The sequence below is a fragment of the Stenotrophomonas maltophilia genome (assembly GCF_002799245.1).
Lineage (GTDB): Bacteria > Pseudomonadota > Gammaproteobacteria > Xanthomonadales > Xanthomonadaceae > Stenotrophomonas > Stenotrophomonas maltophilia_S.
In genome coordinates, this window is sequence record NZ_NEQV01000004.1 from 456,323 (window position 1) to 476,437 (window position 20,115).

21 protein-coding genes and 1 tRNA gene are annotated in these 20,115 nt (G+C 66.6%); 15 read left to right on the forward strand and 7 right to left on the reverse strand.

What is annotated here, in order from left to right:
* Window positions 1–98 precede the first annotated feature (98 nt).
* The 6 genes from B9Y64_RS14420 to B9Y64_RS14445 all read left to right on the forward strand — a co-directional run bounded on the left by B9Y64_RS14420 (window position 99) and on the right by B9Y64_RS14445 (window position 7,683).
* On the forward strand, window positions 99–974 hold the full coding sequence (locus B9Y64_RS14420; protein ID WP_157804523.1) for a lysozyme inhibitor LprI family protein: 876 nt from the start codon (window positions 99–101) through the stop codon (window positions 972–974).
* Between the two features lie 60 nt (window positions 975–1,034).
* The gene (locus B9Y64_RS14425; protein ID WP_100441291.1) at window positions 1,035–3,767 is read left to right on the forward strand and encodes a peptidoglycan-binding domain-containing protein; all 2,733 of its coding nucleotides are present in this window, start codon (window positions 1,035–1,037) and stop codon (window positions 3,765–3,767) included.
* Between the two features lie 89 nt (window positions 3,768–3,856).
* Window positions 3,857–4,888 carry a tRNA dihydrouridine(20/20a) synthase DusA gene (dusA, locus tag B9Y64_RS14430; protein WP_162292376.1) on the forward strand — a complete coding sequence of 344 codons (1,032 nt, stop codon included), beginning with the start codon at window positions 3,857–3,859 and terminating at the stop codon, window positions 4,886–4,888.
* Between the two features lie 213 nt (window positions 4,889–5,101).
* On the forward strand, window positions 5,102–5,476 hold the full coding sequence (locus B9Y64_RS14435) for a hypothetical protein (RefSeq protein ID WP_100441292.1): 375 nt from the start codon (window positions 5,102–5,104) through the stop codon (window positions 5,474–5,476).
* Between the two features lie 73 nt (window positions 5,477–5,549).
* A complete protein-coding gene (locus tag B9Y64_RS14440) occupies window positions 5,550–6,233 on the forward strand; it encodes a response regulator transcription factor (protein ID WP_004136763.1) in 684 nt (227 codons plus the stop codon).
* Window positions 6,234–6,258: 25 nt separating this feature from the next.
* Window positions 6,259–7,683 (forward strand): ATP-binding protein, encoded by a 1,425-nt coding sequence (locus tag B9Y64_RS14445; protein ID WP_100441293.1) that lies wholly within the window; start codon window positions 6,259–6,261, stop codon window positions 7,681–7,683.
* Between the two features lie 68 nt (window positions 7,684–7,751).
* On the opposite strand, the gene B9Y64_RS14450 is transcribed toward B9Y64_RS14445, so the two are convergent.
* On the reverse strand, window positions 7,752–8,543 hold the full coding sequence (locus B9Y64_RS14450) for a zinc-dependent peptidase (RefSeq protein WP_202909071.1): 792 nt from the start codon (window positions 8,541–8,543) through the stop codon (window positions 7,752–7,754).
* Entirely contained in the window at window positions 8,510–8,794 is a 285-nt protein-coding gene (locus B9Y64_RS14455; RefSeq protein ID WP_014035646.1) for a hypothetical protein, read from the reverse strand. Before B9Y64_RS14455 ends, B9Y64_RS14450 begins: the two co-directional genes overlap by 34 nt.
* A 144-nt stretch (window positions 8,795–8,938) precedes the next feature.
* Between B9Y64_RS14455 and birA the strand changes: the two genes are divergently transcribed.
* From birA to B9Y64_RS14475, 4 genes are all read left to right on the forward strand, one after another.
* Window positions 8,939–9,907, forward strand: coding sequence for a bifunctional biotin--[acetyl-CoA-carboxylase] ligase/biotin operon repressor BirA (gene birA, locus B9Y64_RS14460; protein ID WP_100441295.1), 969 nt, complete (start codon window positions 8,939–8,941; stop codon window positions 9,905–9,907).
* Window positions 9,904–10,635 carry a type III pantothenate kinase gene (locus B9Y64_RS14465; protein ID WP_100441296.1) on the forward strand — a complete coding sequence of 244 codons (732 nt, stop codon included), beginning with the start codon at window positions 9,904–9,906 and terminating at the stop codon, window positions 10,633–10,635. Before birA ends, B9Y64_RS14465 begins: the two co-directional genes overlap by 4 nt.
* Before the next feature lie 9 nt (window positions 10,636–10,644).
* The gene (locus tag B9Y64_RS14470) at window positions 10,645–11,511 is read left to right on the forward strand and encodes an SPOR domain-containing protein (protein ID WP_100441297.1); all 867 of its coding nucleotides are present in this window, start codon (window positions 10,645–10,647) and stop codon (window positions 11,509–11,511) included.
* 40 nt (window positions 11,512–11,551) lie between these two features.
* Window positions 11,552–11,627 (forward strand) — tRNA-Thr (locus tag B9Y64_RS14475).
* A gap of 110 nt (window positions 11,628–11,737) precedes the next feature.
* Here B9Y64_RS14475 and B9Y64_RS21985 read toward each other — a convergent pair.
* From B9Y64_RS21985 to B9Y64_RS14480, 3 genes are all read right to left on the reverse strand, one after another.
* Window positions 11,738–12,523: a hypothetical protein gene (locus tag B9Y64_RS21985; protein ID WP_157804524.1), complete on the reverse strand. Its 786-nt coding sequence runs from the start codon at window positions 12,521–12,523 to the stop codon at window positions 11,738–11,740.
* Window positions 12,524–12,577: 54 nt separating this feature from the next.
* A complete protein-coding gene (locus tag B9Y64_RS21990; RefSeq protein ID WP_157804525.1) occupies window positions 12,578–13,180 on the reverse strand; it encodes a hypothetical protein in 603 nt (200 codons plus the stop codon).
* A gap of 228 nt (window positions 13,181–13,408) precedes the next feature.
* Window positions 13,409–13,813 carry a hypothetical protein gene (locus B9Y64_RS14480; RefSeq protein WP_100441298.1) on the reverse strand — a complete coding sequence of 135 codons (405 nt, stop codon included), beginning with the start codon at window positions 13,811–13,813 and terminating at the stop codon, window positions 13,409–13,411.
* 595 nt (window positions 13,814–14,408) lie between these two features.
* Between B9Y64_RS14480 and B9Y64_RS14485 the strand changes: the two genes are divergently transcribed.
* A complete protein-coding gene (locus tag B9Y64_RS14485) occupies window positions 14,409–15,179 on the forward strand; it encodes a DUF3011 domain-containing protein (RefSeq protein WP_100441299.1) in 771 nt (256 codons plus the stop codon).
* 75 nt (window positions 15,180–15,254) lie between these two features.
* Here the strand turns inward: B9Y64_RS14485 and B9Y64_RS14490 are convergent, their stop codons facing one another.
* A complete protein-coding gene (locus B9Y64_RS14490; RefSeq protein WP_100441300.1) occupies window positions 15,255–15,707 on the reverse strand; it encodes a hypothetical protein in 453 nt (150 codons plus the stop codon).
* 273 nt (window positions 15,708–15,980) lie between these two features.
* Here B9Y64_RS14490 and rocF point away from each other — a divergent pair, with 273 nt between their 5' ends.
* The 3 genes from rocF to B9Y64_RS14505 all read left to right on the forward strand — a co-directional run bounded on the left by rocF (window position 15,981) and on the right by B9Y64_RS14505 (window position 17,633).
* On the forward strand, window positions 15,981–16,901 hold the full coding sequence (gene rocF / locus B9Y64_RS14495; RefSeq protein ID WP_049431469.1) for an arginase: 921 nt from the start codon (window positions 15,981–15,983) through the stop codon (window positions 16,899–16,901).
* Window positions 16,902–17,061: 160 nt separating this feature from the next.
* On the forward strand, window positions 17,062–17,199 hold the full coding sequence (locus B9Y64_RS14500; protein ID WP_014035659.1) for an entericidin A/B family lipoprotein: 138 nt from the start codon (window positions 17,062–17,064) through the stop codon (window positions 17,197–17,199).
* Between the two features lie 212 nt (window positions 17,200–17,411).
* Complete coding sequence (locus B9Y64_RS14505) at window positions 17,412–17,633, forward strand: CsbD family protein (protein ID WP_004137109.1); 222 nt, start codon at window positions 17,412–17,414, stop codon at window positions 17,631–17,633.
* Between the two features lie 72 nt (window positions 17,634–17,705).
* Here B9Y64_RS14505 and B9Y64_RS14510 read toward each other — a convergent pair whose 3' ends face one another.
* The gene (locus tag B9Y64_RS14510; RefSeq protein WP_100441301.1) at window positions 17,706–18,512 is read right to left on the reverse strand and encodes a hypothetical protein; all 807 of its coding nucleotides are present in this window, start codon (window positions 18,510–18,512) and stop codon (window positions 17,706–17,708) included.
* A 108-nt stretch (window positions 18,513–18,620) separates the two neighbouring features.
* Between B9Y64_RS14510 and B9Y64_RS14515 the strand changes: the two genes are divergently transcribed.
* Entirely contained in the window at window positions 18,621–19,916 is a 1,296-nt protein-coding gene (locus tag B9Y64_RS14515; RefSeq protein ID WP_100441302.1) for a tryptophan--tRNA ligase, read from the forward strand.
* Window positions 19,917–20,115: the final 199 nt, after the last annotated feature.

Here is a 20,115-nt window from a genome sequence, read left to right on the forward strand (position 1 = left end):
GAAATCCATGCTGTCGTAGCATTGCCCGCGTGATGGGGCCGATGGACGGCCCCTCCCTGCCAGCACGATGCTGGCGACACGCAAGGGAGAAGCAGGCAATGCAGGCAACAGGCGCGCTTGGGCGCAACGTACGGGTCGGCTTCGGCCGTGGGTATTGGAAGGTGCTGGCCCTGTGCCTGGCACTTGCCGCATGCCAGGCACCTTCTTCCCAGGCAGCGGCCGAAGCGGCTGCGCCCGCGTCGATCGCCGCGACATCGCCGGTAGCGTCCCCCGGCCCGGCATCCGCAGATTCCCCACGGTACCCGGATACGTCCTATACCGAAGGTCGGCTGCGTCCCGCCTATGGCTGGTGTGTGGATGGGGTGGAGGATGCAGGCAAGCTCCAGGCCTGTGGCAAGGACGAACTCGCTTACCAGGAAGGGCGCCTCGAACAGGCGGCCAGCAAGGCGGTGGCTGGGCTCGACGCCGCTGCCCGGACCGCGTTCCAGGCCACCCAGGCGAGCTGGCGCAGCGATACAGACCGCTATTGCCGCCAGGCCCCCAACGGCAGCGTGCAGCAGCTGCAGGTCGCGCAGGAATGCCGCCTGTACCGTGTCGCCAATCGTGCCGACCAGCTGCTGGCGCAGAGCGCGCCGCCGGATACCTCGTATACCCAGGCAACGCTGCGTCCGGAGTACACCCGTTGCGTGCAGGACGCCCGCGGCCTCGACGACCAGCTGGAAGCCTGTGATGCGGCCGAGCTCAGCCATCACAAGGCGTTGCTGGAAGCACAGGTCGCGCGACTGATGGACAGCCCCGATGGCCCGGCCAAGGACCGCTGGATGGACGAGCAGGCCAACTGGGTCGCAGACACCGAAAAGCGCTGTGCGCCTGCCAGCGACCATGTGGGGCCGATGCTGGATGCACAGTCGTGCCGCATCAACCGGTATGCCAACCGCGCCGTCGAGCTGCACGCGCGCGTGCTGACGCCCTGATCCACCGTCGCCAGAAGGCGATTGCACCCGGTCATTCCTCCACGGACAAGGAAGTGAGACATGCCAAACAACATTGACACCCGCAACCTGGACGCCACTGCCGGCGCGGTGTTCTTTGCTGTCGGACGCGGCACCGAAGGCGGTGGATCGTCGTACCACCTCAGCATTGCCGGCATCACCAGGAACTTGAACGAGCCGCAATGGGGCACGGTCAGCGCGGTGAGGGACAACAGCGGCTATTCGCTGGGCACCATCCAGGTGGATTTCGGCCAACGTGGCGAGTGGCCGCTGGGCGCGACTGAAGAGCGCAAACTGAAGCCGGGCGAGACAACGTATGTCGATGGGGTCATCGGCCAGGCCAGCGCCTACGCCAAGGCACACAACCTGCCCTTCACGCATGACCGCGCCGATCTGCGTGCGGATCTGCTCAGCCACGGCAACGGTGAGGGAAAGCGCTCGTCCATCCGGTTCATCGATGCACCGACGCGCGACAGCATCAATGCCTGGGCCGGCTCGCCGGAAGGCAAGCAGTGGATCCACACGCACATCGATTACCCGCAGGTGCGCAATGCAACGCATATCGCCATGACCATGCTGGACAAGCATGGCAGCGGCATTGCCGAGGACAAGCGCTTCGAAGCCATCGCGTTGATCGCCAAGACCGCCAACCAGCTGCCGGGCCGGTTGGATGGCCTGGAAGCAGTGCTCAAGCGCGGGGGGGATTACCAGGATCTGCGCGATCAGGCCACCGCGATCCGCCATCGCACTCCTTCCTATGCCGGGTTGGCCGCTGCCGACGTCGCAGCAGGTTATGAAGATGCCTATGCGCAGCACTCCGCCGAAATGGACCGCGCGCACCTGAAGGTCGGAAGCCGCGATTTCGCGCCCGCCACCGAAGGCAGCGATCCTGATATCCGCGTTGCGCTGCAGCAGGCACGTTCGCACCACGCCGGCGGGAGTGCACAGGTCCTGAAGGAAGGTTCCAGCGGCCGCGCGGTGGAAAAGCTGGAGCACAACCTGCACACGCTGGGCTATGGCGGCGCAGGCGCGCAGGCCATCCATCCCGACCGGCAGTTCGATGCGGCCACCCGGCAGGCCGTCGAAGCCTTCCAGCGCGATCATGGGCTGACCCCGGTGGATGGCAAGGCCGGGCCGGCCACGCTGAGCGCGATCGATCGCGAGGCGCGTGGGCTGCAACGCGACATGGCAGCGCTGGGTCTGACCGATGCACACGGTAAAGCGATCACCGCCGATGGTTACCTGGGGGCTGGCAGCCAGCACGCTCTCAACACCTTCCAGCAGCGGCACCATCTGCCGGCCACCGGCATGGCCGACGCCGGCACGCGCGGTGCGCTCCAGGCCGAAGCGGCACAGCACCGACCTGCAACGCCGGCACCGGCCGCGCCCGCTGCACCGGCCGCTGCACCCGCACCCGAACGTCACAGTGGACCGGCCGCAGCCGCCGCACCCGGCGGCCAGCGCATCTCGGTCGTGGAGCCGTTCGGCAATGGCGGCAGCAACCGCACCTTGCGCCACGGCATCAGCGGCGAAGAAGCGTTCCGCGAACTGAAGATCCACCACCCCAACACCAACGCGGCTGCCGTACGCGCGGGTGATGCCAGCCGGGTCGACCGCAGTGCGGAAATGGTCGAGGGCGAGCTGGAGGCCGTGCGCAGGCGCGGCGACGTCAACGGTATTCCGCTGGTGCAGAAGGACCTGATCCTGACCGACCGGTCAGGCGGGCGCAGTCTGATGGTTCCCAGTCCCGTCGCCGGTTACGTCAAGCTCAACAACGACGGCACCAACTCGATCAGCATCTACAGCCATCCGCTCGACGATGCGCGCCGCGAGCTGGTAGGCCAGGTGCTGCACGGCGAGCGCGGATCCATTCCGTACAAGAACGGGGACTTCGTGGAGTACGGCGCGCCGCTGGTGCGGCAGTCGGACGTGGGCTCGCCGGGTGCCGTGCATGCGCACATCGAGGTCGAGCCGGATCAGTATCGGCGCTATCTGGGCGACATCCTCAACGACCGCATCACCCTGGGCGGCAAGGTGCAGGCGCAGGGGCCCGAGGCCGCACAGGCCGCACGCAGCGCGCAGCAGGCGCCGATGGCCGATGGCGTGCTGAAGCAGGGCGAGCGCGGCGATGAGGTCAAGGCATTGCAGGGCAAGCTGGCCGCGCTGGGTTATGCCGGGGCCGATGGCCGGCCGCTGCATGCCGATGGCGTGTATGGCAAGGACACGCTCGCAGCGGTCAAGCAGTTCCAGGCCAACAACGGCCTGGACGACGATGGCAAGGCTGGCCGGAAGACCCTGGCGCAGGTCGACGCCCCCGACGCGGTGAAGGCCGCTACCCAGTCGGCGGCACCGGCCCGGGCCGAACCTGCGGCGCCGGCCAGCATGCGTGACCCCGGGCATGCCGACAACGCGCGTTTCGGCCAGGCCCTGGACAAGCTGCAGGCGCTGGAGCAGCAGCGCGCCCAGGCTGGCCTGAAGCCGCTGTTCGCCAACCCGCAGGAAGCCGAGCGTGCGGCCGGCCAGCTGGCCTACGAAAGCAAGGTGTCCGGCATGCGCCAGATCGACCACGTCGTGGCCCGTCCCGACGGCACCGGCCTGTTCGCGGTGCAGGGCGAGCCGGGTGATCCGGCGGCGCAGCGGACCTTCGTCGACCGCCAGCAGGCGGTATCGCAGTCGGTCGAGGCCAGCAGCCGGCAGAGCGAAGCGCTGGACAGCCAGTTCAACCAGCGTGCGCAGGAACAGCAGCAGGAACAGGTGCGCAGCCGCGGGTTGTAAGCCACGCGGCGTCCCGGGGCCGGTCGGCCGGCCCCGGAGCCACCCGCCGCCATTCAGCCGTCCGGTGTAAACTATTGATCTCACTGGCAATGCCAGTCTCCACGATCAACACGCCGATGACGTCCGCCACCGCCCGTTACGCCGATTCCCTGCGCCTGTCCGTTGCCCCGATGATGGACTGGACCGATCGCCATTGCCGCGTGTTCCATCGCGTGCTGGCACCGGGTGTGCGCCTGTACACGGAAATGGTGCACGCCAACGCGGTCATCCACGGTGATCGCGAGCGCCTGCTCGGCTTCGACCGCAGCGAGCAGCCGCTGGCGCTGCAGCTGGGTGGCAGCGACCCGGCGCTGCTGGCGCAGGCCGCGCGCATCGCTGCCGACTGGGGCTACGACGAGGTCAACCTCAACTGTGGCTGCCCGTCCGACCGCGTGCAGGCCGGGCGCTTCGGCGCCTGCCTGATGCGCGAGCCGGTACTGGTGGCCGACTGCGTGGCGGCGATGGTCGATGCCGTCGGGATTCCGGTGACGGTGAAGTGCCGCCTGGGCGTGGATGAGGACAACGACTACGACGTGTTCGCCGCTTTCGTCGACCGCCAGGTCGCAGCCGGTGCCGCGATGGTGGTGGTGCATGCGCGCAACGCGTGGCTGAAGGGCCTGTCGCCGAAGGAGAACCGCGAGGTTCCGCCGCTGAAGTACGACTGGGCCTACCGCCTGAAGCAGGAGCGCCCGGCGCTGCCGGTGGTGCTCAACGGCGGCCTGGCCAGCATCGAGGCGGTGCAGGCGCAGGCTGCGCACGTCGATGGCGTGATGCTGGGCCGCGCGGCCTACCACGACCCCTACCTGCTGCATCAGCTGGAGGCGCTGCAGACCGGCGCCCCGCTGCAGGCCCGCGGCGACCTTCTGCGCGCGCTGCGCCCCTATGTGGAAGCGCGCCTGGGCGAGGGCCTGGCGCTGAAGCACATCACCCGCCACCTGCTCGGCCTGTTCCACGGCCAGCCCGGTGGCCGCGCATTCCGCCAGGTGCTGAGCGAGGGCGCACACCGCCCGGGCGCCGGTTGGAGCCTGGTCGAGCAGGCGCTGGCAGTGACCGAACGCGACGCCGATCGCGCTGCCGCGTGACCTACGTCACATTCCTGACTTGACACGACGCGGCAATTGGTCCCGAATGTTCACCTAGCTGAACATCGCGGGGCAGCGGCCGGAAAAGTTCAGACCGGATTCACTGCCCCAAACCAAGAATTTGCAAAGGATTTGTAAAGCGCCGGGCCCGAAACCCGGCATCCGGATTTACGACTTTTGAACGAATCGCCGTGCTCGGCTAGGATCGCATCGATGTCTTCCGCTTCCCTCCATTGCCGCATTGCCCTGGCCACCTGCGTTGTGCTGGCGGCTGCGCCGCTGTCGTCGGCGCTGGCACAGCAGCCGCCGCGTGGTGAGCAGGGGCGTGCGGAGATGATGGATCGAGGCGAGCGTGGCAACCGTGGCGACGAGCGTTCGCTGTCCGATGCCGTGCGCCGCGTGCAGCGCACCACGGGTGGCCACATCCTCGGTGCCGAGCGCGTGCCGTTCGATGGTCGTGATATCAACCGGGTGAAGTACATGGACGACCGGGGCCGGGTCCGCTACATGGACGACCCCGCCCCGTCGCGTTCACAGCCGCGCACGCCGCGGTCGGATATGTCATCACTACGCGGCGATAACCCCTGAACAGGGATAGTTGCCGCTATCAACCCGTACCCCACAGGCCTCCGGGCCACACCCAGGACACTAGGGAGAGTTCATGCGTATCCTTCTGGTCGAAGACGAAGCCCCGCTGCGTGAGACCCTGGCAGCCCGGCTCAAGCGCGAAGGCTTTGCCGTCGATGCTGCGCAGGACGGCGAGGAAGGCCTCTACATGGGGCGCGAAGTTCCGTTCGATGTCGGCATCATCGACCTCGGCCTGCCCAAGATGTCGGGCATGGAGCTGATCAAGGCCCTGCGTGACGAAGGCAAGAAGTTCCCGGTGCTGATCCTGACCGCGCGTTCGAGCTGGCAGGACAAGGTCGAGGGCCTGAAGCAGGGCGCCGACGATTACCTGGTCAAGCCGTTCCACGTCGAAGAACTGCTGGCCCGCGTCAACGCGCTGCTGCGCCGCGCCGCCGGCTGGAGCAAGCCGACCCTGGAATGCGGCCCGGTCGCCCTGGACCTCGCTGCGCAGACCGTCAGCGTGGCCGGCAGCAATGTCGACCTGACCAGCTACGAGTACAAGGTGCTGGAGTACCTGATGATGCATGCCGGTGAACTGGTCTCCAAGGCCGACCTCACCGAGCACATCTACCAGCAGGACTTCGACCGCGACTCGAACGTGCTGGAAGTCTTCATCGGCCGCCTGCGCAAGAAGCTGGACCCGGATGGCGAACTGAAGCCGATCGAGACCGTGCGCGGTCGCGGCTACCGTTTCGCGATCCCGCGCAACGAGGGCTGAGCCGGCTCACCCTGGCGATAACACGATGTCCGGCCGTCTGTGGTTCTTCCGACGCTGGCGGCCGCGCTCACTGCAGGCGCGCCAGATGCTCGCCGCGTCCGTGGGCCTGGTTGCGTTCCTGGCCCTGGCCGGTTACGCGCTCGACGCCGCCTTCGCCGATACGGCGAAGGCGAACCTGCGTGAGCGCCTGAAGAATTACGCCACCTCCTACGCGGCCGGCATCGACTTCACCCGCGACCGCTCGCTGTACATCCGCGAGCAGCCGCCGGATTCGCGCTTCGATGTGCCCGGCAGTGGCCTGTACCTGCAGGTGGTGATGCCGCACGGCAAGGGCAATTCGATGTCCGCCGAAGGCCCGATGCTGCCCACCGTTGGCGGCGGCCTGCTGGCACCGCGCCAGGAAGTGTTCGAAGGCCCGCTGCCGATGATCCAGATCGATGGCAGCCAGGGCTCGGTGTACCGCTATGGCCTGGGCCTGGTGTGGGGCGCCGACGCCGACCCCGCCACTGAATTCCCCTACACCATCTATGTGATGGAAGACTCGCGCGCGCTGGGTGCACAGCTGCGCGTGTTCCGTGGCCGCGTCTGGTTCTACCTGGGTGGCATCGGCCTGATCCTGTTGCTGCTGCAGACCGTCATCCTGCAGTGGAGCCTGCGACCGCTGCGCCGCGTGATCACCGAGCTGACCAAGGTGCAGCGCGGCGAGACCGAGCGCATGAGCGAGCGCCACCCGCGTGAGCTGGAACCGCTGACCGACAGCATCAACGCCTTCATCGAGAGCGAACGCGAGAACCTCGAACGCCAGCGCAACACCCTGGCCGACCTCGCGCACAGCCTGAAGACGCCGATTGCGGTGCTGCGCACGCAGATGGACAGCGGCGCCGACGACAGCGCGCTGCGCGAAGAACTGGACGTGCAGCTGCAACGCATGAACAACCTGGTCTCGTACCAGCTGGCACGCGCGGCGTCGTCGGGCCACAAGCTGTTCTCCGCGCCGCTGCCGATCGAGTCCAATGCCGAGGAAATCGTGCGCGGCCTGGAAAAGGTCTACGCCTCCAAGGGCGTGCTGTGCGAATTCGATATCGACCCGGCGGCACGCTTCCACGGCGAACCGGGCGACCTGCAGGAACTGCTCGGCAACCTGCTGGAGAACGCCTTCAAATGGGCCAACCGCCGCGTGCTGCTGACCACGCAGCCGCTGCCGGCACCGAACGCGCGCCGCGCCGGCCTGCTGCTGGCGGTGGACGACGATGGCCCGGGCATTGCCCCGGACGACATCGGCAAGGTGCTGCAGCGTGGCGTGCGTGGCGATGAGCGCGTGCAGGGCCACGGCATCGGCCTGTCGATCGTGCAGGACCTGATCAAGGATTACCGCGGCGAACTGACCGTGGGCCGTTCCGCCGAACTGGGTGGCGCCCGCTTCGAGGTGCGCCTGCCGCCGGGGCCCTAGGCCTCCGCAATCGGCAGTGCCGGCCGCTGGCCGGCACCCTCACGATTTCTGCCGGCCAGCGGCCGGCACTACCGTCTTTCGAACGCCGGTGGCTCGCCGTAGAACCGCCGCAGCTGCGCAGCCACCTCCGGCAACGCCTGCCGCAGCAGATCCGGGGCCGAGAAGTGGTATTCGCTGGCCACCGCGAAGAACTCTTCCGGCGCTTCGGCCGCATACGGATCGATCAGCGTTTCTTCACCTGCATCCACCTGCGCACAGAAGGCGTCATAGGCGCGCTGGAAGGTGGCCGCCCACTCGCGCTGCCACTCGCGCGGCAGCGGCGGTGTGCCGTCCATCGCGCCATCCAGCGCATCCAGCTTGTGCACCATCTCGTGCACCGCCACGCAGTAGCCCTCGTGCGGTGCGGCCAGGTCGGCCTGCACGTCGGCCCAGGACAGGATCAACGGCCCGCTGTCCCACGACTCGCCGATCAGCTCGTCATCCCACTCGTGCAGCACGCCAGCGGCATCCATGTGGCTGCGGTGCACGCGGAAGGCATCGGGGTAGACGATCAGCTGCGACCAGCCTTCCAGCCCTACCTGGCCGAACTCCAGCAGCGGCAGGCAGCACAGCGCGGCCAGCAGCACGCCGTCGCCGGCCTGCAGCTGCAGCTCACCGATCGGGGTAATGGTCTTTTCATGCAGGAAGCGCGTGGCCAGCACGCGCAGGCGCGCGCGGCGTTCGTCGTCCAGACCGTGCAGCCAGGCCGCGCGGCGGCAGGCGTCTTCCCAAAGTGCATCGTCGATCGGCCGCGGCGCGGGCCGCAGCCACTGCAGCAACGACTTGATCAGCGGAACATTCCCGGCAGGTAGCTGTGCCACTTCGGCGCGCGGATGCGCTGCAGCACGTCGTCGTCGCTGCCACCGCCACCGGTGCTGGTGGCACTGCTGGCCGCCGGGCGCACCGCTGCCGGCTTGGTGGTGGCGGCCGAGGCGGTCGCGGTCGGCGCGCGCTGCGAGGCGGCATCACCGTTGGAGGACACGCAGGCGCCACGGCTGTCGTCCAGCGCTGCCGTCGCAGACGCCGCGAAGGGCATCATCAGCAGGATCAGGCAATGGGCATAACGGCGCATTGACGACATCCACGTTAAGGGAGGGTGAGTTCCCGATTCTAGCCCGAACCCGGCGCCGCGTTGGAAGCCCCTGCGGAACCCAGCGTGGCGGGCGTCACTGGCGGCTTTCCCGCATAATTCCTTCCTGACTTCGTGGAAGCTGCCGTGGACGATCGCCAATTGCTGGCCAAACTCGCTGCCGGTCGCCTGTCCGGCGACGCCCTGGCCCGTGAGCTGGGCCAGACCCGGGCGGCTATTTGGAAGCGTATTCAAGGGCTTAGGGCCGCTGGTGTGGACATCGAGGGCCGCGCTGGCGAAGGCTATGGCCTGACCCGCCCGGTTGATCTGCTGGACCCGGCCGCGATCCGCGCCGGCCTGCCTGCCGACGCCCAGGCCCTGCTGCACGACCTGCAGGTGGCGTGGACGGTGGATTCCACCAACGCCGAATTGCTGCGGTGCAGCGCGCCCCAGCGCGGGGTCAGCGTCCTGTTGGCCGAACGCCAGACCGGTGGCCGCGGCCGTCGTGGCCGTACCTGGGCCTCGCCGCTGGCCGCGCATATCTACCTGTCGGTGATGCGCCTGTACTCCGGTGGCCTCGGCCGCCTGGCCGGGCTGAGCCTGGTGGCCGGCATCGCCGTGGCCGAAGCGCTGCACGACCTTGGCTACACCCAGGCGCAGCTGAAGTGGCCGAATGACCTGATCGTCGATGGCCGCCGCAAGCTGGTTGGCCTGCTCGCAGAAGGCGGTGGCGAATACGCCGGCCCGGCGCGCGCGGTGATCGGCATCGGCATCAACACGCACATGCCGCCGTCATTCGCCGAGCAGATCACCCAGCCATGGGTGGACCTGGACACGCTGGCCGGCAAGCCGGTGGACCGCAACCTGGTCGTGGCTGCCGTGCTGGCGCGCCTGCTGCCGGCACTGGAAGAGTTCGATCGCGAAGGTCTCGCTCCGTTCCTGCCGCGCTACGCTGCCTTCGACATGCTGGCCGGCCGCGAAGTGCGCGTGGAACTGGAAGGGCAGTGGCAGCACGGTACCGCGCTTGGCCTGGCCGATGACGGCGCTTTGCGCGTGCGCATCGATGGCCAGGAACGCCTGCTGCACGCCGGCGAAGTCAGCGTGAGGGCGGCATGAGCGATTGGTTGTTCGACCTCGGCAACTCGCGCTTCAAGTTCGCGCCGTTGCAGGGTGACCGTGCCGGCGACGTGCAGGCCTGGGCGCATGGCGCCGAAGGCATGGCCGGGCAGCCGCCGCACAGCCTGCCCAGCGGCAGCACCGCGTTCGTGGCCAGCGTGGCCGCGCCGTCGCTGACCAGCGCCATGCTGGACCAGTTGCAGCGTCGCTTCGAGCACGTGCACGTTGTACGCACCAGCGCCCAGTGTGCGGGCGTGCGCATCGCCTATGCCAAGCCGGAAAAGTTCGGCGTTGACCGCTTCCTGGCGCTGCTGGCGGCGGCCAAGGCGCAGCGCCCGGTGCTGGTGGTCGGCGTGGGCACCGCACTGACGATCGATCTGCTCGACGCCGATGGCCAGCATCATGGTGGCCGCATCTCCGCATCGCCCACCACCATGCGCGAAGCGCTGCATGCCCGTGCCGTACAGCTGCCCGCTACCGGCGGTGACTACAGCGAATTTGCCAACGACACCGCCGACGCGCTGGCCTCCGGTTGCGATGGTGCAGCGGTGGCGCTGATCGAACGCAGTGCGCAGCAGGCACACGCGCTGCTGGGCGTGGCACCCTCGCTGCTGGTGCACGGTGGCGGCGCACCGGCGCTGATGCCCTTGCTGCCCGGCGCCGACTACCACCCATCGCTGGTGCTGGATGGCCTCGCCCGCTGGGCGGTGCACCAGCCCGCAGGCTAGTATCCGCGCATGCTGACCCGTGCCCTGATCGTCGTACTGGCCATCCTCAATCTTGGCGTCGCCTGCTGGTGGCTGCTGCGCGACGCGCCGCAAGCGCCCGCGCCGCCACCGCAACCGGCCGGCGTGGCCGAGCTGCGCTGGGTGCCCGGTGGCGTTGATGCGAATGCCGCCGCGCAGGCCACTGCTGCGGCCCCGACCGCACCGCTGATGGAGCGCGAACCGGCCGCGAAGACCGCCGTGGCTGCGACGCCTGCGCCTGCGCCGGCCGTGCCGGCAAAGCCCGAGGACGCCAAGCCGCCGCTGGCTGAGGTTGCCGCTGCCGCTGCGCCGGTTGCCGCCGCTGCCAGACCCGTGGCGCCGCCCGTACCGGCACCGGCAGCGGAAAAGCCAGCAACCCCGCCCGCGGCTGCCGAGCCGCCGCGCTGCGTGGCGCTGGGCCCGTTCGCCGACCACGCCGCCGCGAGCGGCGCGCAGGGCAAGGCCGGCAACGTGCTCAGCCAGGTACGCCTGCGTGAACAGCCCGCTGCCAGCGGCAGTGCCCGTTACCGGGTGATGCTACCGGCTGCCGCCAACCGCGAAGAAGCGCAGGCCACGGTGAAGCGCATCGTCGCCGCCGGCCTGAGCGACTACTACATCATCAGCCAGGGCGAGGAGGCCAACGCCGTGGCGCTGGGCCAGTACCGCAACCGCGAAGGCGCCGAGCGGCGCATGGCCGCAGTGCAGGCCGCCGGCTTCCAGCCGCGCCTGGTCGCCAGCGGCGATGCCGGCCAGTGGTGGCTGGAAGGGCAGCTGGCGACGGGTACGCAGGCGGCCCAGGCCCAGCAGCGCAGTGGCGCGGCACAGAGCCGGTCGCTGGAATGCACACGGTTGCGCTAGAATCCCCGGACCGCGGCGCTGCCGCCGGTGATCCACCCATGCCGCTTTAGCTCAGTTGGTAGAGCAACTGTCTTGTAAACAGTAGGTCATCCGTTCGATTCGGATAAGCGGCACCATCTTCGATCCCTTGGCATCCGCAAATGTCCACGGAGAACAATCAACCCGCTGCAATGGCGGGTTTTTGTGCGTTGTCGTTCTGGGAAAGAATGAGAGCCTGCAGGCATGATCACCGTGACGCCGCAAGGCCCCTTCTAAGCTGACTGCAACGTTGGAGCATACGTTCGCCAGATTGCTCCTTGAGTTGAATGCTGCCATCAGCGAGAAGGGGATAGGTCTCGAGACGGACACGATAGGCCGCTTGCGAAGACAGCTGCACTGCATCGTCGTCCGTGCCGATCGTGGCTCCAGGCAGTGAATCTTCTCGAACAACGCCATTTACCTGAAGCTGTGCGCAGATTCCGGCGTAGTAGGCGATGCGTTCATCAAGCGCCTGAGGGTGCCTTGTGGCATGACCTAGCGCATGGAATGTCTCGTGTGCGACCAGATCGACGAGGTTCGCAACAGTCCGTCCGCGGTCGTCATGGATCGAAGCCGCAAGTGCCAATGTCTTCCCACCCGAAAACGATCCAAAAGTACGCGACTGTATCGTCGCGGTGGTATCCGTTGGCGCGAGAAGAATCCGGTATCTGTTCGCTTTTGCTTCTATCCATGATTCGGAAAACTTCGCTGCTGCATCAATGCGCTCGCAGGTATCTGCAACGTCAACCTGTGATCCCGCAGTCATCATGAGCAAGATCTCGTGCTGAGTGTGCCTGCATTGAAACGATTCCAGGGGAGGCAGGCTTCTGCGCCCTGGAACAATGGACAGCGACCGGAAGTAGCGGAATGGCCCGAGAGGCGTGGACACCAGCTCGGTGTAGCCATCCGGAGGGATACCTTGTGGCAATCTGATCGTTGTGGCGCAGCCAGCCAGGATGGAGGCGGCGAATGCGGTGAGTACGACTCCTTTCATCGCTTCTCCCAAAGGTGCGGGTGCTCAATGCGCACCCGCATCTCCCGTTGTTTACTACATCTCCATGCACAAGTGCGGCGACGGGTGGTTGACACAATCCCTTCCTTCGAATTCCAGGTAGTAGCTCGCCTTGGTGATGCCCTCCTGTTTGGCTTGTCCAGCGATAACCTGCGGGCCATTTCCGTATGCCGAATGGAAGGGGAGCAGGTCGTAGCTCAAAGCATCACCATTACCCACATTGGCATATATCCAGGCATTCACCACGTTTGGGTCCGCAACCCGGATCACTGTGCCTGTTCTGACCCATGAAAATGTTTGGGACGCGCTGATTGCGCCCGTAGCGACGTTCTTTACCCGGAGTACCGCATTGCCCGTGGCAGGATACGGTATGGTTGATCCGGATGTATCCAGCTCAAACGTCGCGGCATCTGGGAGCACGCTGAGAGAGGACAGCAGGGAGTTGTAAATGCTCTTCTTACCACCACCGTCCCCTTCCCATATGACTTCCATACCCGCCTTGCACTCCCCGCCACCTGCCTGTTTTCCGCTGCACTCGCCATAAGCTCGAACACTCTTCAGGTTGCAACCTGTGAACAGGAGTGCGCTTCCCAATGCGATAGTGGAGGCCGCCAATATGCTCTTGGAATTCATTCTCATGCTAGATCTCTCCTTGGTCTAGAAGGATGCGTGGTGCACCGTGGTTTCGAAACCACGCGGAGCAGTTGACATCAGATCGACAGGGGTAGACGTGACTTCGGTCTTGGTATCGAGTATCCGTCGGTGTCGTCGAGTATCACCTTCGGGAATGAGGCGCGCATGTGCGAGGGCAAGGGAACATCCCACAACGAAGTAGAGCCCGGGCAATTGTGCAGATGCTCTCGCCAGCTATCTCCCACCCACCTGCAACGCCACATATTCCGCCAGCCCCCGGCAGGCCAGCATCAGCCCTTCGCGCGTGCCGTCGCCGATATCGTCTTTCTCTTCCCCGTCCACGCGCACACGCTCGGTGGCGTGGTACAGCTCCAGCAGCGACACCAGGCCAACTGCGGCGCGATCCCGGCGTGCGGCGGCCACGGCCTGGCCGGGTGTGCTGGCCGGACCCTGCAATGGCTGTCCGTCGGCGGCGTCACCGGCCTGGATACGCTGCAGGCAGCCGGGCAGGTTGATGAGTGCAGGGGCCTCGTTCGCAGCGGCGAAAGCGGCTTCCAACGGCTGCGCCAGTTCGGGCGGCAGGCGCAGGGCGGCCTCGCCCAGGGTGGCGGTCAGGTACGGGTAATGGGTTCTGGACATGCGGGCATCCTCGTGCGGAACAGAGGTGCCACCGCGAGAGGGTGGCGGACGATGCGTGGTTTCCAATCCCGGGACTGAATGAGCCGGTGGGCACAAGGCCCCCACGCACCGCCCGCCATAAGTCGGCCGACGGATTGCCAGCCGGCGCCGCTCTTGGGAAGACGACGCCGGCTGACAAGCGTAAACAGCTTTCAGTCATCGGGTTGGAAATCCCGGCCACCTCTACAGGTGGCAATTCATCATGCGCACGCGAAATCACCGCCTGCCAGTCGCTTGTTTCGATGGCACCGGGTGATCTGAAAGGAAAAATGAATTATCGCGTCTGACCTGTTTCCAGCAATGCAATGCCAGAAGCGACATATGGCGCAGTGCCGCCATCATCGAGAAATCTGGCCGGGCCATTGCTGCCGCACGGTTCATGATGGCCCACCCAGTAAAGCTGGCTTAACTGCCCAGGCAGGGCTTCAAGCACACCCTACCAGACCTGAATTCCCATGCGTGCGGCCCGGATCTTGATATTCCTCACGGACAGCCCGCAACGGCCCACCGCATACTGCCGCCACACGCCCACCCTGGGGCCCTTCGGGATCCGCACATGCGTCGCCACGCCCTGTCGCTCACCGCCGCACTGCTGTCCACCGCCGTTGTGACCCCGGCCATGGCCGCCGTGCCGTTCTTCAACGCCCGTTGCCCGGGCGGCATCGACGTGCACGCCGACGAAGGCGGTCCCGTCTACGTGCAGGGGCGAGAGGCGGCGCTGAAGCGCTTCAACGACCGCTATTTCGAAGCACGCGATGCCAACAGCGGCATCACCCTGTCGATCAGCAGCAACGACAACGGCACGCCGCAGATCAGCTACACCGGCCGTGACGGTGCCAATGGCATCTGTCAGGTCAGTACCACTGGAACACCTGCGTCGCAGGAACACGGTAATCACCCTCGCGGTGCTGCCGCCAACGACGCTGCGCTACCACGCGAGGTGACCTGCGAATCCACCGACCAGCAGCAGGTGTCGTGCGACATGGATACCCGTGGCAACGTGGAGGTGGCGCGCCAGCTCAGCCATACCCGCTGCGAACAGGGCCAGAACTGGGGCCTGTCGCGGCACTCGGTATGGGTGAATGGCGGTTGCCGTGCGGTGTTCCGCAATGTGTCGAAGGTGGCGTACAGCGCACCGGCGGATGATACCGCGCTGGGTTCCTGCAACATGCGCAAGGGCGCGCAGGGCACGCTGGTGACCCAGATGCCCGTGGGCAGCGATTACCAGGAACTGATCATCGATTATCCCGATGGCCGCTTCCTGTGCATGATGCGCAACAACGGCCAGGTGCAGAGCCTGACGCCGGTTCGCCGCCGCGGCGGTTGAGGTGCCGCGGCGGCGCGACCGCCGTCGGCCGCGTGTTCGAAGGGGGCAATGCGGCGAGCGTTGCCCCTGTCCCCGCTACTGCTGGTTTACCGGGTCATTTCCCTTCCTGTAGGTGTACCCAGTGACATCCCAGCCGCCGCCATGACCGGACGGAGGTTCTACCCAGGTGAACTCCCACGTCTGCAGGGAGCCGTCGGGAAGCAGGTTTTCCACCCGGTAGACCTCACCGGGGATGCCCTGCCCCGGCAGCTTTCCGGGAATCGATTCATCCGAGCGTGCAGACGCGCGCCCTACGGAGAACGCCTGCCGTTCCACCCGTACGTTGCCGTAGCCCTGGGGGGCGAACGACGGCTTTACACGCTGTGCCACCCAGTCCAATACTTGGCGTGCGCCTGCTGTCTGCATTGGAAAGGCATCCGATGTCACCGTCTGCGTGACGCGTTGCGAGGATGCACTGGCAGCTGCAGGAAACAGTCCGCCCAGGGCAATCGCCAGTACCGCAAGTCCATTGATGAGTGCATGTTTCATGTGCGTCGTTCTCCAGGGTTGGGGAATTGAAGCCGCACCTTTCGGGTGCCGACGCAGGGTGGAGACAAAGACCGCCGTCGGTAAGAGGCGATACCGACTCGGGTGTGAAGTGGATCAAGAAAGGGCGGGTTTCTGACCATTCAGCGCTGGAATGCCTGACCGGGAACGCCTGCGTGTTCACGGCGATCTGGCGATGGGCCTGCTGCACCGCCGCGAGTGGTGTCACACAGCTCTGGCTAGACTGTGCTTCTTTTTCCCCCGCAGGAGGCACCCATGGCCCATCCCATTTCCGTATCCCTGATTGGCGTTCCCACCGATGTCGGTGCAGGCCATCGCGGTGCACGGCTGGGGCCGGAAGCGCTGCGCGTAGCGGGCCTGCCGGAGGCGCTGGAAGCGCGCGGGGTGGACGTGCGCGACCTGGGCAACCTGGATGGCCCGCGCAACCCGTGGACCGCGCCGGTGGAAGGCTACCGCCACCTGGATGAGGTGGTGGCGTGGAACCATGCGCTGATGGAAGCCAGCTATGCCGAACTGCAGGCCGGGCGCATGCCGATCATGCTCGGTGGCGACCATTGCCTGGGCATCGGTTCGATCACCGCCGTCGCGCGCTGGTGCCGCGAGCAGGGCAAGACCCTGCGCGTGCTGTGGCTGGATGCGCACTCGGACTTCAACACCAGCGATGTCACGCCGTCGGGCAACATCCACGGCATGCCGGTGGCCTGCCTGTGCGGCCTCGGCCCGGACGCGCTGACCCGCCTGGGCGGCAGCGCGCCGGCGATCACCCCGGCGCAGATGCACCAGATCGGCATCCGCTCGGTGGATCCGGAAGAGAAGCGCCTGATCAAGACCCACAAGGTCGACGTGTACGACATGCGCTACATCGACGAGAACGGCATGAAGCGCGCGGTGGAAGCAGCGCTGGCCGGCATCGATGAGAACACCCACCTGCATGTCAGCTTCGATGTGGACTTCCTCGACCCGAGCATCGCACCGGGCGTGGGCACCACGGTGCCGGGCGGGGTGAACTACCGCGAGGCGCAGCTGGTGATGGAGATGATCGCCGATACCGGGCGCATGGGGTCGCTGGACATCGTCGAGCTCAACCCCTTGCTGGACAAGCAGAATGCCACCGCAGAACTGGCCGTGGACCTGGTCGAAAGCCTGTTCGGCAAGTCCACCCTGATGCGCGACTGAGGGCTCGGCCTGAACGGATCGCTGATTCGTTCACATGCGCTCCACGCCACTGCCGCCAGATTGCACTTCACGCGGCGGTGGTGGCATTGGCCCTTCCCGCCGAGCGACAGAACCCCATCCGCGAATGAAGCGGTGTAGCGGCGAACCCAAGGAGAAGCCCATGAAGCGCGTAGTTGCCCTGATGCTGTTGTCGATGTTCTCGGTGGCCTTGCTGGCCGGTTGCAACACCGTTGCCGGTGCAGGCAAGGATGTGCAGAAGGCCGGTGAAAAGGTTGAGGACGCCGCCAAGGGCAAGTGAGCCCGGCGCGGATTGGAAAGCAGAAGGCCGGGGGTATCCCCGGCCTTTTTCGTGCGCGCAAGGTGCGTGCGATCTGCTGCGTGTTGTCGAAGCGGAGTGAACCATTCAAGCAGGTGAGCAGCACTTTCATGGTGGGTTGACCGGCATTCAACGGCAGCCAAGCGAAGCTGGAGCCACGGTAAGAACGCCGTTGCAACCAAGGACTCCCAGCAATGAACAAAGACATCATTTCCGGCAAGTGGTCGCAGCTGAAGGGCAAGGCCCAGGCCAAGTGGGGCGATCTGACCAACGACGACTTCGATGTGGCCGAAGGCAATGCCGAGTATCTGGCCGGTCGCCTGCAGGAACGTTATGGCTGGGCCAAGGACCGCGCCGAGAAGGAAGTCCGTGAGTTCCAGGACAGCGTGAGCAAGGACTATCCGGACTACAAGTAAGCACTCCGGTTTCCCCCGCAACACAACGCCCGCACCGTGAGGTTGCGGGCGTTGTGCTGTCTGGGGGGACGATCAGCGCGCCGGCGGGTCCGGCACGTAGCGGTTGGGGAAGGCCTGCGGTTCACGCGGCAGGCGCGAAGGCGAATCCACCAGGATGCCGCGCGCGCGCAGGTTGCGTGCGCTGTCGTAGCGCAGCTGCAGCACCTGGGCCGGGCTGCGGCTGGCGCGCTCGAAGTCGGTATCGCGCACCGAGGACTGCTCGCGTGCGCCATGGCCGGTACCCAGCGCCGGCGCCGGCGCCTGCGACTTGCTGGCGTAGCCTTCGATGCGGCTGGCGCTGGCGCTGGCATCGGCGGCGGCCTCCGCGGCCGGTGCCGGAGGCGGCAGGCCACGGCGCAGGATCGGCTCGGCTCGCCAGCGGCGGGCTTCCTCGAACACGGCCACGCCCACCACGCCGATGTTGTCCGGGCGGCCGGTGCGGCTGGCATAACTGCCGCTGGGGCTGCTGAACACGAACTGCGCCACTTCGTCCTGGCTCTTGCGCCAGCCGGTGATGTCGGCGCGCTGGCCGGGGTTGAGCACATAACCGGTCTGCGAGGGATCGGCATCCTCGCCGGAGATGGCGTTGACGCCGTCCACCGACAGCACCACCAGCACCCGGCGCGGGCTGTCGTTGTACAGGCGCACGGCATAGCGGTGGCCGCGCTCGCCGGCCACCCAGCGCTGGCCCTCGGCCAGGTAGCTGCGCAGTTCGGTACCGCGGTCGCGGTCGACCAGGGCCATGCGCACGGGGCCGCCCTCGTACACCGGCGGCGGTGGCGGGGCCGGGCGGAAGCCCGCCAGGGGCAGGATCAACAGCAGGGGCAGCAGGCGTTTCATCGGGCGTCTCCAGCGGGGTTGCGTGAATGAACGCGCCGCAGGCCCTGACGGGGTTGGTGGCGTGCAAGGTAAACTGGCCCCGTTCATCGAAGGTTACCCCACGCAGTCATGACGACCCGAGTCCTTACCGGCATCACCCCATCCGGCACGCCCCACCTGGGCAACTACGTTGGCGCCATCCGTCCGGCGATCGCGGCCAGCCGCGCCCCGGGGATCGAGAGCTTCTTCTTCCTGGCCGACCTGCACAGCCTGATCAAGTCGCAGGACCCGCAGCGCACCCAGCGCGCGACCCTGGAGATCGCGGCCAGCTGGCTGGCCTGCGGCCTGGACCCGGAACACGTGTGGTTCTACCGCCAGAGCGACATCCGCGAGACCACCGAGCTGATGTGGTTCCTGACTGCCATCGCCAGCAAGGGCATCCTCAACCGGGCGCACGCCTACAAGGCAGCGGTGGACAAGAACCGCGAGGAAGGCGTGGACGAGGACGCAGGCGTCAGCGCCGGCCTGTTCATGTACCCGGTGCTGATGGCTGCCGACATCCTGATCTTCAAGGCCAACCAGGTACCGGTGGGCCGTGACCAGATCCAGCACATCGAGATGGCGCGCGATTTCGCCCAGCGCTTCAACCACGTGTACGGCAAGGAGTACTTCCCGCTGCCGGATGTGGTGATCGATGAGCAGGTGGCGACGCTGGCGGGCCTGGATGGCCGCAAGATGAGCAAGAGCTACCACAACACCATTCCGCTGTTCGTGCCGCGCGACGAGCTGAAGAAGCTGGTGTTCTCGATCCTGACCGACTCGCGCGCACCGGGCGAGCCGAAGGACACCGAGGGCTCGGCGCTGTTCCAGATGTACCAGGCGTTCGCTACCCCGGAACAGACCGCGGAGTTCGCCAAGGCGTTCGCCGCCGGTATCAGCTGGGGCGATGCCAAGCAGCAGCTGTTCGAGCGCATCGACAGCGAGTTGGCACCGCTGCGCGAGCGCTACAACGCGCTGATGGCCGAGCCGGAGAAGATCGAAGCGCTGCTCAAGCGTCGTGGCCAGCAGCTGCGCGAGCAGCTGGCGGCACCGCTGCTGGAAGAGCTGCGCCATGCCGTGGGCCTGCGCGACCTGTCCACCGCGGGCGACATCGCCAGCGAGGACGCCGGCGTGGCCCGCGTGGCACCGCCGCTGTTCAAGCAGTACCGCGAAAAGGATGGCCGTTTCTACTTCAAGCTGACCGCCGGTGACGGCACGCTGCTGATCCAGAGCGAAGGCTTCGATTCGCCGCGCGATGCGGGCCAGCTGATCGCGGTGATCAAGCAGGCCGAGCAGGGCGACCAGCTGCAGAGCGAACTGTTCAAGCTGGAAGCCGAAGTGGACGCCGTGCTGGCCGCCCTGGCCGTGCTGCGCGAAGCGGCCTGATCGGAGACTGTTGTGGAGCCGAGCCCACGCTCGGCTTTGCTTTTGTAGGGTCGAGCCATGCTCGACTGCTTTTCCAGCCAGTCGAGCATGGCTCGACTCTACGTAATGGTGAGGAGCCGAGCATGGGCTCGGCTCTACAGGGCTACCCACCACCCATGGCATGATGTCCGCGCGCCCCCGGCGCGATGACATGGAGTCT

Excerpts from the sequence above, each read along its gene's own strand:
- B9Y64_RS21985 (WP_157804524.1), bottom strand. The coding sequence starts at position 12,523 with ATGAAAGGAGTCGTACTCACCGCATTCGCCGCCTCCATCCTGGCTGGC.
- B9Y64_RS21990 (WP_157804525.1), bottom strand. The coding sequence starts at position 13,180 with ATGAGAATGAATTCCAAGAGCATATTGGCGGCCTCCACTATCGCATTG.
- B9Y64_RS14435 (WP_100441292.1), top strand. The coding sequence starts at position 5,102 with ATGTCTTCCGCTTCCCTCCATTGCCGCATTGCCCTGGCCACCTGCGTT.
- B9Y64_RS14485 (WP_100441299.1), top strand. The coding sequence starts at position 14,409 with ATGCGTCGCCACGCCCTGTCGCTCACCGCCGCACTGCTGTCCACCGCC.
- rocF (WP_049431469.1), top strand. The coding sequence starts at position 15,981 with ATGGCCCATCCCATTTCCGTATCCCTGATTGGCGTTCCCACCGATGTC.
- B9Y64_RS14505 (WP_004137109.1), top strand. The coding sequence starts at position 17,412 with ATGAACAAAGACATCATTTCCGGCAAGTGGTCGCAGCTGAAGGGCAAG.
- B9Y64_RS14470 (WP_100441297.1), top strand. The coding sequence starts at position 10,645 with ATGCTGACCCGTGCCCTGATCGTCGTACTGGCCATCCTCAATCTTGGC.
- B9Y64_RS14420 (WP_157804523.1), top strand. The coding sequence starts at position 99 with ATGCAGGCAACAGGCGCGCTTGGGCGCAACGTACGGGTCGGCTTCGGC.
- B9Y64_RS14445 (WP_100441293.1), top strand. The coding sequence starts at position 6,259 with ATGTCCGGCCGTCTGTGGTTCTTCCGACGCTGGCGGCCGCGCTCACTG.
- B9Y64_RS14510 (WP_100441301.1), bottom strand. The coding sequence starts at position 18,512 with ATGAAACGCCTGCTGCCCCTGCTGTTGATCCTGCCCCTGGCGGGCTTC.
- B9Y64_RS14440 (WP_004136763.1), top strand. The coding sequence starts at position 5,550 with ATGCGTATCCTTCTGGTCGAAGACGAAGCCCCGCTGCGTGAGACCCTG.
- B9Y64_RS14480 (WP_100441298.1), bottom strand. The coding sequence starts at position 13,813 with ATGTCCAGAACCCATTACCCGTACCTGACCGCCACCCTGGGCGAGGCC.
- B9Y64_RS14455 (WP_014035646.1), bottom strand. The coding sequence starts at position 8,794 with ATGCGCCGTTATGCCCATTGCCTGATCCTGCTGATGATGCCCTTCGCG.
- dusA (WP_162292376.1), top strand. The coding sequence starts at position 3,857 with ATGCCAGTCTCCACGATCAACACGCCGATGACGTCCGCCACCGCCCGT.
- B9Y64_RS14500 (WP_014035659.1), top strand. The coding sequence starts at position 17,062 with ATGAAGCGCGTAGTTGCCCTGATGCTGTTGTCGATGTTCTCGGTGGCC.
- B9Y64_RS14465 (WP_100441296.1), top strand. The coding sequence starts at position 9,904 with ATGAGCGATTGGTTGTTCGACCTCGGCAACTCGCGCTTCAAGTTCGCG.
- B9Y64_RS14425 (WP_100441291.1), top strand. The coding sequence starts at position 1,035 with ATGCCAAACAACATTGACACCCGCAACCTGGACGCCACTGCCGGCGCG.
- B9Y64_RS14490 (WP_100441300.1), bottom strand. The coding sequence starts at position 15,707 with ATGAAACATGCACTCATCAATGGACTTGCGGTACTGGCGATTGCCCTG.
- B9Y64_RS14515 (WP_100441302.1), top strand. The coding sequence starts at position 18,621 with ATGACGACCCGAGTCCTTACCGGCATCACCCCATCCGGCACGCCCCAC.